Genomic DNA, 12,266 nt, shown 5'->3' on the forward strand with positions numbered 1-12,266 from the left:
TAAATTAAAGTTTTTCGGACAACCAGTTTTGTACGGATGCTAACGCGCTATCCAGGTTTTCCGGTTGACTGCCGCCAGCCTGAGCCATATCAGGACGACCACCGCCTTTACCACCAACCTGTTGCGCCACCATGTTAACCAACTCTCCGGCTTTCACCTGGCTGGTTAAGTCTTTAGTAACACCGGCAATCAGGTTCACTTTCGAGCCGTTGGCCAGGCCGAGCATAACTATGCCGCTGCCAAGTTTATTCTTCAGGTCATCCACCATATCTCGCAGGGCTTTCGGATCGCTGCCTTCAACGTTGGCAACCAGGGCTTTCACGCCATTAATCTCAATGGCATTGCTCACCAGGTCAGAACCAGCCTGAGCGGCCATTTTTTGCTTAAGTTGGGCAACTTCTTTCTCCAGCTGCTTGGCTTTTTGAATCGCCTGCTCAACTTTTGTCAACGCATTAGCACGATCAGATTTTACCAGGGCAGAGATTGCATCTAACGTATCAGTCTGAGCTTCTACAAATGCCAGCGCCGCTTCACCCGTTACCGCTTCAATACGGCGCACCCCGGCAGCAATACCCGCTTCAGAGGTTATTTTGAATAAGCCAATTTCACCCGTAGCATTGACATGAACGCCGCCACATAATTCCGTGGAAAAATCGCCAAGTGTAACTACCCGCACTTCATCGTCATACTTTTCACCAAACAGGGCCATTGCTCCTTTGGCTTTGGCTTCGTCAATTTGCATCAATGCCGTTTCGCGTTGGCTATTGTTACGAATCTGTTGATTAACGAGTTGCTCAATTACCCGCAGCTCGTCACTGGTAACGGCTTCGAAATGGGAAAAGTCAAAACGCAGCTTTTCGTCATCAACCAACGAACCTTTTTGCGTTACATGATCACCCAATACGTTGCGCAGGGCGGCGTGTAACAAGTGGGTGGCGGTGTGATTTTTAACAATCGCAGCGCGGCGTTCAGCATCAATGCAGGCTTTTACCCGGGCATTAAGCTGGATATTGCCACGGGCAATACCATGATGGGCAAACGCATTACCCAGTTTTACCGTATCGGTCACTTCAAATTCCGCATCACCGGCGCTGATAATACCGGTATCACCGACCTGACCACCGGACTCTGCATAAAACGGCGTGTTATCCAAAACGACAACACCTTTTTCACCAGCGCCCAGCGTTGATACCTTGCCCTGGTCATTGAACAATTCAACGACAGTTGCTGAATAATCGCTGTTGGTGTAACCCGTAAAGCTGGTGTGCTGTTCCGATTTTAACTGCTCATTGTAATCGGTGCCGAACTGGCTAGCCTGCTGAGCGCGTTCGCGCTGGGCCTGCATATGCGTCTCGAATCCGCTTTCATCAATGGTTATTTCGCGTTCACGAGCAATGTCGGCGGTCAAATCTGCCGGAAATCCGTATGTATCGTAAAGTTTAAAAACATCGGCACCAGCAATTTGTTTGCCGTCAAGGCCGGCAATAATGTCTTCCAGCAATGCCATGCCACGATCCAGTGTGCGACCAAACTGTTCCTCTTCAATACGCAGGATTTTTTCAATCACCGCTTGCTGCTTAACCAGTTCTGGATAGGCCTCGCCCATCTGTTGTGCCAGCGCAGCCACCAACTTATGGAAAAAGTGAGATTTGGCTTCCAGCTTGTGACCGTGGCGAATGGCACGGCGAATAATGCGACGTAATACATAACCACGCCCTTCATTGGATGGCATTACTCCGTCGGCAATCATAAAGCTACAGGAACGAATGTGATCGGCGATAACTTTTAACGAGTTGTGATTCAGGTCTTTGACATCAAGCAGCTCAGCAGCGGCCTTAATCAGGCCCTGGAACAAGTCAATTTCATAGTTAGAGTGTACCCCCTGCATAATGGCAGCAATACGCTCAAGGCCCATGCCGGTATCTACCGAAGGTTTCGGCAAATTATCCAACGACCCATCGGCCTGACGGTTGAACTGCATAAATACCAGGTTCCAAATCTCGATAAAGCGATCGCCGTCTTCCTCCGGGCTACCTGGAGGTCCGCCCCAGATGTGTTCACCGTGATCATAGAAAATTTCCGTACAAGGGCCACATGGACCGGTATCGCCCATCGACCAGAAGTTGTCGGATTCAAACTTTTTGCCGCCCGGTTTATCACCAATACGGACAATTTTATCAGCCGGCACGCCGATTTCTTTATTCCAGATTTCAAACGCTTCATCATCGGTTTCATAAACCGTGACCATCAATTTTTCTACTGGAAGCTTTAATGTCTCAGTTAAAAATGACCAGGCGAAACGTATCGCTTCTGGTTTAAAGTAATCGCCAAAACTAAAATTACCCAGCATTTCAAAAAAGGTGTGATGACGCGCGGTATAACCGACGTTTTCTAAATCGTTGTGCTTGCCACCGGCACGAACACAACGTTGCGATGAAGTGGCTCGCGTGTAACTACGAGACTCGGCGCCAAGAAATACATCTTTAAATGGCACCATACCAGCATTGGTAAACAACAAGGTTGCGTCATTTCCAGGAACCAGCGAACTACTGGCAACTATTTGGTGTTGCTCTTTTGCAAAATGGTTTAAAAATGCCTGTCTAATCTGGGCACTGGATTTAATCATTGTCATTGTCCAACTTCATCTATTGTCATTGCAGCGGAAATTTGTTCAAAATCAAAACCCCGGGATTGTAAAAATCGCACGCGTTTGGCTTTGTCTTTCTGATCAGTAATAGCGGTGTCGCCATATCGCTTTTGGTACACACCTTTGGCGAGTTCGAACCAGTCGGTCGGCTCGCTGATCAGGGCCTCATGTATTGTACCAGAGGCGAGTCCTTTGTGTTTCAATTCATTATTGATATAGGAACGACCATAGCCTTTTGCAATACGTTGTCGGATTACGCTTTGTGCATAACGAAGGTCACTTTGAATATCCTGCTCAACCAGTTTTTCCAGTACCAGCTCAATGTCGTCACCAGAATATTCCTTAAGTGTTAATTTTTGCCTTAACTCCTGCAGGGAATGTTCTCGTCTGGCTAAATAATTGTAAGCCGCTTTTTTCACTTCCTTATTAATTGCTTGCGCTGGTTGTTCCGACACGTCGTTCCTATATCTGTATTTGAAGACCCGCCCATTTTACCTACATAAAAATAAAAATACAGGTAGCTAGTGACGTTTTTAACGCCAGTATGCAATTGGCAAACAAATCAGCTATGCAAATATATCAAAGCACAAATCATTCACTAGCCAAATCGCTTCCGATTAGTAAATAAACAGGATTGCGGATTGAGACTAATAATGGCTGAACAATACGAAAAAAGGACATCGTTCGATGCCCTTTTTTCCTTACTTAAGCTTGTATTGCTGCTGATTAATAATCTAAATTTGGCGCCAGCCATTTTTCCGCTTCTTCAATACCCATCGCTTTTCGCCCGGCATAATCCGTCGCCTGCACTTTATCAATTTTGGCTACCGCAAAATACTTACTATCAGGATGTGCAAAATACCAACCACTAACCGCAGCACCAGGCCACATGGCATAACTTGAAGTGAGCTCCATGCCGATGTTTTCCTCGACGTTAAGCAATGACCAAAGCTTGCCTTTCTCAGTATGCTCAGGACAAGCTGGATACCCTGGAGCCGGGCGAATACCCTGATATTGTTCGCGAATTAACGCTTCATTATCAAATTGTTCCCCAGCGGCATAGCCCCAATAGTGAGTACGCACTTGCTCATGCAGATATTCGGCACTGGCTTCAGCTAAGCGGTCGGCAACCGCTTTTAATAAAATGCTGTTATAGGTATCGTGCTCTTCGTCATAAGTTTTAACCAGTTCATCGGCACCGAAACCAGCAGAGACCGCAAAAGCGCCCACATAATCGTTGATGCCCTGATCCTTATCCGCCAGATAATCACTTAAGCAGCGATTGTACTGCCCTTCTTTCTTTTCAGTTTGCTGACGCAACTGACACAGGGTCATTAAAACGTCCTGTTTGCCTTCATCGGCAAATACCTCAATATCATCGCCATTGCGATGTGCCGGAAACAAACCAATAACGGCTTTTGCCTGAATTCGTTGATTGGCAATAATGTCATCAATCATCGCATTAGCATCATCAAATAACGTCTTTGCCTCTTCGCCAACTAGTGGATGTTCGAAGATTTTTGGATACTTACCAGACAGTTGCCAGGTTAAGAAGAAAGGGGTCCAGTCGATATAATTGCGAATAATATTCAGGTCTAACTGTTCGAGCACCGTCACTCCGAGCTTATTCGGTGTTTTCGGCGTGTATTCTTCAAAAGAAAGTGGAAAACGGTTTGCCCTGGCAGCTTCAAGGCTTACCAGATTAGAACGAGGTCCTTTGTTGTTATGGCGTTCCCGAATGGTTTCATATTCGCGGCTCATTCTTTCTAACAGTGATGCTTTTAGCTCTTTCGATAATAATGAACCGACCACGGACACACTGCGAGACGCATTAGGTACATACACCACACCATGATCATAGTTTTGTTCAATTTTCACTGCCGTATGGGCTTTTGATGTTGTGGCTCCTCCGATAAGCAGGGGGATATCAAATTGCTGGCGCTGCATTTCAGAGGCTACATGTACCATTTCATCAAGGCTTGGGGTGATCAGCCCGGACAAGCCGATAACATCGACATTTTCCTGCCTGGCGACCTGCAGAATTTTTTCGCAGGGTACCATCACACCCAGGTCAATCACTTCGAAGTTATTACACTGCAGGACAACACCGACAATGTTTTTGCCGATATCGTGAACATCGCCTTTTACCGTTGCCAACAACACTTTACCATTAGAACTGGCCTCGGTTTTTTCCTGTTCGATAAACGGCTGTAGATGAGCAACCGCCTGTTTCATTACCCGCGCGGATTTTACCACCTGCGGCAAAAACATCTGCCCTTCCCCGAATAGATCGCCGACCACATTCATACCATCCATTAATGGCCCTTCGATAACATCTAAGGGTCTGGAGGCATTTACCCTGGCTTCTTCGGTGTCTGCAACGATAAATTCATTAATGCCTTTAACCAACGCATGCTCGAGACGCTTGTTGACCGGTAATTCCCGCCAGGCCAAATCGGCTTTGTTCGTAGCAGCGGACTGTTGCCCCCGATACTGTTCAGCAATGTCGAGTAGGCGCTCAGTAGCACCGTCATCTTTGTTTTGCACCACATCTTCAACGGCCTCTAATAAATCCTTAGGAATGTCCTGATAAATCGCTAGTTGCCCGGCGTTAACAATTCCCATGTCCATGCCATTTTTGATGGCATGGTAGAGAAATACAGCATGGATAGCTTCGCGAACCGGATTGTTGCCCCTAAACGAAAACGACACATTAGAAACGCCGCCAGAAACCATGGCATGTGGCAAGGTTTCCTTAATATCTTTCGTTGCCTGAATAAAATCTACCGCATAGTTATTGTGCTCTTCGATACCGGTGGCGATGGCAAAGATATTCGGATCGAAGATGATATCTTCGGGCGGAAAGCCAATGTCATCGACAAGTATACGATAAGCCCGTTGACATATTTCTACTTTGCGGGCGCGGGTATCTGCCTGCCCTACTTCATCGAACGCCATAACAATGACCGCCGCCCCGTAGCGGCGAATGGTTTTCGCTTGCTCGCGAAATGCCGCTTCGCCTTCTTTTAACGATATCGAGTTAACGACACCTTTGCCCTGGATGCATTTCAAGCCAGCAGCGAGAATATCCCACTTTGAAGAGTCGAGCATGATCGGTACTTTGGCGATATCCGGTTCACCGGCAATCAAGTTTAGAAAAGTAATCATCGCCGCTTTCGAATCCAGCATACCTTCATCCATGTTGATGTCGATGATTTGCGCACCGTTTTCAACCTGTTGCAAAGCAACGGCTATGGCTTCGTCGTACTTTTCTTCGGTAATTAATCGTCTGAATATCGCTGAGCCGGTAACATTAGTGCGCTCACCTACATTCACAAATAAACTGTCTTCACTGATAGTCAGTGCTTCCAGGCCAGACAGACGACAGGCAACGGGCTTTTTCTCGATCTTACGAGGAGTGATACCTGCGACGGTATCGGCGATACCTTTGATATGAGCCGGCGTGGTTCCGCAACATCCGCCAACAATGTTTAAAAACCCGGATTCGGCCCATTCCCTGATGTGATCATTCATATCGTTAACGGTAAAATCGTATTCACCAAAGGCGTTTGGTAATCCGGCATTGGGGTGTGCACTTACCGCACACTCACTAATTCGGGATAACTCTTCTACGTACTGGCGCAGTTCCACTGGACCAAGAGCACAGTTCAATCCAAAAGCAACCGGGTTGGCGTGACGCAAAGAGTTATAGAAGGCCTCTGTAGTCTGTCCAGATAGTGTTCTGCCGGAAGCATCGGTAATGGTTCCGGAAATCATAATCGGCAGGCGCTTGCCTACGGATTCAAAAACCTCTTCAATGGCTACGATTGCAGCTTTTGCATTGAGGGTATCAAAGATGGTTTCCACCATAATCAAATCCGCGCCGCCTTCTATCAAAGCAGTCGTTGATTCAATGTAGGCATCTTTTAACTGGTCAAACTCGATATTACGAAACGCTGGATTGTTAACGTCTGGAGATATTGAACAGGTGCGGTTAGTTGGCCCTAACACACCAGCAACAAACCGGGGTTTATCCTGTTGTTCAGCTGTTACCTCATCGGCGACCTTTCTGGCGATTTGTGCCGCAACAAGGTTAATTTCCCGACTAACGGATTGCATTTCATAATCTGCCATTGCTATCGGTGTGGCATTGAAGGTGTTGGTCTCGATAATGTCAGCACCAGCTAACAGATACTGACGATGAATATCTGCGATGATTTTCGGTTGCGTCAGCACCAGCAGGTCATTATTGCCTTTTAGGTCACATTGCCAGTCTTTAAATCGCTCGCCACGAAAGTCCTGCTCGGTCAGTTTATGATTTTGGATCATAGTGCCCATGGCGCCATCTAAAACCAGGATACGTTCTTTAAGTTGTTGTTGAAAAGTTGTGTTAGCGTCGGACATTGCAATTAACTTCCTGCATTGGAATCGTGACTATCCTGTTCAAGGATATAAGGGGTAATTTGGTACACGTAATAATTTAACCAATTACTAAATAACAAACTGCCGTGACTGCGCCAGTTATTATTGGGTTCGAGCTCGGGGTTGTTCCCGGGGAAATAATTTACCGGAACCGAAGGAGCAAGATTGGCCTCAACGTCGCGGTAATACTCATCCTTTAGCGTTCTGGCATCATATTCCGGGTGACCGGTTACAAACACCAGCTTTTTATCATTACTCGCTACCAGATAGGCGCCAGCTTGCTCAGATTCGGCAAGAATAGACAGCTCACTAATGCCAGCATAAACCTCGGGCTTGATTTCACCAAAGCGGGAATGAGGTACCAGGAATGATTCGTCAAAGCCACGCGTCAACTCTTCATCTGTCACCAGGGTATTATGTTGATAGACGCCCGATAATTTGTCCTCACGCAAAGTTCTGTTAATACCGTAGAAGTGATATAGCGCTGCATGGGCAGCCCAACAGGAAAACATCGTCGATGTCACATTAGTAAGCGTCCAGTCAAACATTTCGCAAATTTTGTCCCAATATAACACCTGCTCATAATCAATTTGCCCAAGGGGGGCTCCAGTGATTATCAGGCCGTCATAGTGTTTGTGTTTAATATCATCGAATAAACGATAGAACTGATCCAAGTGAGCTTGTGGCGTATTCTTCGACTCGTTCAAATGCAGGCGCAATAGCTCGATGTTGATTTGCAACGGCGTATTGGAAAGCATTCTCAGGATTTGAATTTCTGCTTCAATTTTATTTGGCATCAGATTCAGGATTGCCACTTCCATTGGACGAATATCCTGAGTATCCGCCCGGTTGTGGGACATGACAAAAATATTTTCATTCCCCAACACTTCGAGAGCGGGCAACTGGTCGGGAATTTTGATAGGCATCAGGCGCCTCCTCGGAAAAGCGAAGAAACCATACTACTGAATCAATAAAGACATTTCAACATCTAAACGTATAGACGTCTAAATGAAAGGTGTACTTGTTAGGTGGCTGATGAGTTTAGTTAAATTAATTACAGGATTGAAACGTTCATTGTCGAACAATGAACAAGCCCTAAAAATGCAAAAAGCCGCTGATGCGGCTTTTTAGGTTACGAAAAATTGTCGTTATTCAGTTTCTGCTTCCGTGACTTCTTCGTCACTGGCTTTTTTTACTGTCAACAGCATAGCGCGAAGCTTGCCATCGATATCTTTGGCCATTGCTGGGTTTTCTTTTAAGTATTTACACGCATTGGCTTTACCCTGGCCGATACGCTCGCCATTACAGCTATACCAGGCTCCGGCTTTCTCAACCAACTTGTGCTTAACACCTAAGTCAATTAGCTCACCTAAGTTGTTAACCCCTTCACCGTAAAGAATCTGGAATTCAGCCTGCTTAAACGGTGGCGCGATTTTATTTTTCACGACTTTGACTCGGGTCTCGTTACCGGTGATTTCCTCACCTTCTTTCACAGCACCGATCCGGCGAATGTCCAGACGCACTGATGCGTAGAATTTTAATGCATTACCACCAGTAGTGGTTTCAGGATTACCGAACATCACACCAATCTTCATACGAATCTGGTTAATGAAGATTAACATGGTGTTGGATTGTTTCAGGTTACCGGTCAGTTTACGCATCGCCTGAGATAACATACGTGCCTGCAGACCCATATGGCTGTCGCCCATATCACCTTCGATTTCAGCTTTTGGTGTTAGTGCCGCTACCGAGTCAACAACGATAACATCTACCGCGCCAGAACGAGTCAACATGTCACAAATTTCTAAAGCCTGTTCACCGGTATCCGGTTGAGAAACTAACAGATCGTTGATGTTTACACCCAGTTTTTCCGCATAAATCGGATCTAACGCGTGTTCCGCATCAACGAAGGCACAAACCTTACCATTGCGTTGAGCTTCAGCAATCACTTCCAGCGTCAACGTTGTTTTACCACTGGATTCCGGACCGTAAATCTCGATTACCCGCCCCATTGGTAAGCCGCCGGCACCTAATGCAATGTCCAGTCCCAACGATCCCGTTGAAATGGTCTCTACATCCATGCTACGGTTCTCACCCAGCTTCATAATCGAACCTTTACCGAACTGGCGCTCAATCTGGCCTAACGCCGCCGATAAGGCCTTTTCTTTGTTCGCATCCATTAGTCTCTCCAATCGTATTCTTGTTTATACAGTAACTTTGCCCAGTATACTGTATAATCGTACAGTATCAATACTAAATTTAAATTATTTTCAAAAAACCTTAAAAATACATTTAAAACAAAAACTTAAACCATACCAAGTGATAAAACAGGATATTTACATGCTGTTTACGGCTCCTTCTAACACAGGTTACAAAAATAATGTATTTGTATTGAAAACAAACCTGATTGCTATTAATTCAGCAGCAGAACCATCTAGCCCTTTCTATCAAAGGGTAAATCTTTTAACATCATCGCTAGGCGACTGACTTTACCCTTAAAGTGGCATCGACAACGAACGAGTGCACAGGCAAGGCGTCAGCCGTAACAATAATCCGTTTTCGGTCTGATACCCCAGGCCCGTTTACCACTAGATAACGAATAAAAGTTAATGACCCAGAATCCTGAACAATTCTCCAGCCATACTCCAATGATGCGTCAATACCTCGCAATAAAAAGCGAGTTTGAGCATATCCTTCTGTTTTACCGCATGGGCGATTTTTATGAGCTGTTTTTTGATGATGCCAAAAAAGCGGCGGATTTACTTGATATCTCCCTCACTGCCCGCGGCAAGTCAGGAGGTAACGCCATCCCGATGGCGGGGGTGCCATATCATGCGGTGGAAAATTACCTGGCCCGGTTAGTCGCGCTCGGTGAATCGGTGGCGATTTGTGAACAGGTAGGCGACCCGGCAACGAGCAAAGGCCCGGTCGAGCGTAAGGTAGTGAGAATTGTTACCCCAGGTACCCTGAGCGACGAGGCGTTATTACAGGACCGCCATGATAATTTGCTGGTATCAGTGTACGAACATGAAGGTCGATTCGGCGTATCATACCTGGACATGAGTTCTGGTAAATTTCATTTGTGTGAACCGCAAACATCAGAACAACTATCGGCAGAATTGCAGCGTCTTGCTCCAGCCGAGGTTCTCTATCCAGAGTCGTTTAGCCAGCCTGGGATTTTATCGCCTTACAAAGGACTCAGACGTCGTCCTGACTGGGAATATGATCACCAGACCAGCTATAAATTATTAACCAAGCAGTTTGCCACCAAAGATTTAATCGGCTTTGGCGTTGAGGACTATGCATTAGGTATCTGTGCCAGCGGTTGTTTATTGCAATATGTAAAAGACACACAACGAACGGCATTGCCGCATATTCGTAATATTACCGCCCAGTCATATCAGGAGGCGGTGATCCTTGACGCTGCCACCCGTAAAAACCTGGAGCTGACCGTGAATCTGGCCGGTGGTCAAGATAACACACTTGCCAGTATCCTCGACCGAACGGCATCACCGATGGGATCGCGACTGTTCAAGCGGTGGTTGCACAGTCCACTTACCAATATTGAGAAGCTGCAACATCGTCAGGAAGCAATTGCCAGTTTGATAGATCAGGATATCTATGCGGATCTTTATGACGTGATAAAAGGCGTTGGCGACATTGAACGTATTATTGCCCGGGTGGCTCTGCGCAGTGCCCGCCCCCGGGATCTGGCAAGGTTACGAAATGCCCTGGCTTTATTACCTGAACTCCAGGATATCCTGGGCGGCGAACTGCCTCCGTTACTGGCCGAGCTAAAAACCGCAAGCGAGCCAATTACTCACCTGCATAATCTCTTAACGAGTGCCATTGTCGATAATCCCCCGGTCCTGATCCGCGACGGCGGTGTTATTCGTGAGGACTATCACCAGGAGCTGGATGAATTACGAGACTTAAGCCAGGGTGCCAGTCAGTTTCTCGCCGACCTAGAAGAGCAGGAACGACAGCGCACCGGCATTAGTAGCTTAAAAGTGGGCTACAACAAAGTACACGGTTTTTTTATTGAAATCAGCCGAGCCTCATCAGAACAGGTACCGGCAGAATATATTCGCCGCCAGACTCTTAAAAACAATGAGCGTTATATCACCGAAGAACTGAAGGCGCACGAAGAAAAAGTGCTAAGTTCACAAAGTCGTTTTCTGGCTCTGGAAAAGCGTTTATATGACGAATTATTCGACCAGTTACTACCAGAAATTGATCGACTGCAACGTTGTGCCGATGCAGTTGCCAGCCTCGATGTACTGAGCAATTTAAGTGAACGCGCAGTATCATTGAATTACCAGCAACCTGAACTTAGTTGTGAACGTATCATTGATATCAAAGCAGGTCGCCATCCGGTAGTGGAACAGGTGAGTGAACAACCCTTTATTGCCAACCCGGTCCGCTTGAGCGAAGCGCAGCAAATGCTAATCATCACGGGTCCGAATATGGGCGGTAAATCAACCTATATGCGCCAGACGGCCCTGATAGTGTTACTGGCCCACATCGGTAGTTATGTACCTGCTGAACAGGCGGAAATTGGCATTGTCGACCGTATTTTTACGCGAATCGGCGCCTCCGATGATCTGGCATCGGGACGTTCGACCTTTATGGTGGAAATGACAGAAACGGCGAATATCCTGCATAATGCAAGTGATAAAAGTTTAGTATTACTCGATGAAATCGGCCGCGGTACCAGCACCTATGACGGTCTGTCACTGGCCTGGGCCTGCGCAGAATACCTGGCCCAAAAAACCAAAGCCTTTACCCTGTTTGCGACCCATTATTTTGAGTTAACGCAACTGGCAGAGCAATTGGACACGTTGGCGAATATACATTTGGACGCGGTCGAGCATGACGATTCCATTGTCTTTATGCATGCGGTTCAGGAGGGTGCAGCCAGCAAGAGCTTTGGTTTGCAAGTGGCGCAGTTGGCAGGTGTCCCGAAGGCGGTAGTAAAACGCGCGAAACAACGATTAAAAGAATTGGAAGCGGTTGTTCAAAACCAGCCAGTGACTGTTGAGACACAAGGTGCTGCTCCGCAGGCATCATTCAGTTTTAATGAAGACCATCCGGTGATTGATAAGTTACAGCACCTTGATGTTGATGCGTTAAGCCCTCGGCAAGCTTTGCAATACTTGTACGAGCTAAAGGAAACGCTCTAACACGATACCTCAGG

6 protein-coding genes are annotated in these 12,266 nt (G+C 46.6%); 1 reads left to right on the forward strand and 5 read right to left on the reverse strand.

Going from position 1 to position 12,266, the window contains the following annotated elements; genetic code table 11:
• Nucleotides 1–4: 4 nt before the first annotated feature.
• The 5 genes from alaS to recA form a co-directional block, all read right to left on the reverse strand.
• The gene (gene alaS / locus E8M12_RS10920) at nucleotides 5–2,626 is read right to left on the reverse strand and encodes an alanine--tRNA ligase (protein WP_136736250.1); all 2,622 of its coding nucleotides are present in this window, start codon (nucleotides 2,624–2,626) and stop codon (nucleotides 5–7) included.
• A gap of 2 nt (nucleotides 2,627–2,628) precedes the next feature.
• On the reverse strand, nucleotides 2,629–3,102 hold the full coding sequence (locus E8M12_RS10925) for a regulatory protein RecX (protein WP_136736179.1): 474 nt from the start codon (nucleotides 3,100–3,102) through the stop codon (nucleotides 2,629–2,631).
• Nucleotides 3,103–3,373: 271 nt separating this feature from the next.
• On the reverse strand, nucleotides 3,374–7,051 hold the full coding sequence (metH, locus tag E8M12_RS10930; RefSeq protein ID WP_136736180.1) for a methionine synthase: 3,678 nt from the start codon (nucleotides 7,049–7,051) through the stop codon (nucleotides 3,374–3,376).
• Between the two features lie 5 nt (nucleotides 7,052–7,056).
• Entirely contained in the window at nucleotides 7,057–7,995 is a 939-nt protein-coding gene (metA, locus tag E8M12_RS10935) for a homoserine O-acetyltransferase MetA (RefSeq protein WP_136736181.1), read from the reverse strand.
• Nucleotides 7,996–8,217: 222 nt separating this feature from the next.
• A complete protein-coding gene (gene recA / locus E8M12_RS10940; protein WP_136736182.1) occupies nucleotides 8,218–9,249 on the reverse strand; it encodes a recombinase RecA in 1,032 nt (343 codons plus the stop codon).
• A gap of 429 nt (nucleotides 9,250–9,678) precedes the next feature.
• Here recA and mutS point away from each other — a divergent pair, with 429 nt between their 5' ends.
• Entirely contained in the window at nucleotides 9,679–12,252 is a 2,574-nt protein-coding gene (mutS, locus tag E8M12_RS10945; protein ID WP_211245031.1) for a DNA mismatch repair protein MutS, read from the forward strand.
• Nucleotides 12,253–12,266: the final 14 nt, after the last annotated feature.

Source organism: Thalassotalea mangrovi (assembly GCF_005116735.1).
In the GTDB taxonomy this organism is placed as follows: domain Bacteria; phylum Pseudomonadota; class Gammaproteobacteria; order Enterobacterales; family Alteromonadaceae; genus Thalassotalea_A; species Thalassotalea_A mangrovi.

Bases quoted from the DNA above. Each gene is read 5' to 3' on its own strand.
- alaS (WP_136736250.1), bottom strand. From the start codon at position 2,626: ATGATTAAATCCAGTGCCCAGATTAGACAGGCATTTTTAAACCATTTT.
- metH (WP_136736180.1), bottom strand. From the start codon at position 7,051: ATGTCCGACGCTAACACAACTTTTCAACAACAACTTAAAGAACGTATC.
- metA (WP_136736181.1), bottom strand. From the start codon at position 7,995: ATGCCTATCAAAATTCCCGACCAGTTGCCCGCTCTCGAAGTGTTGGGG.
- recA (WP_136736182.1), bottom strand. From the start codon at position 9,249: ATGGATGCGAACAAAGAAAAGGCCTTATCGGCGGCGTTAGGCCAGATT.
- mutS (WP_211245031.1), top strand. From the start codon at position 9,679: ATGACCCAGAATCCTGAACAATTCTCCAGCCATACTCCAATGATGCGT.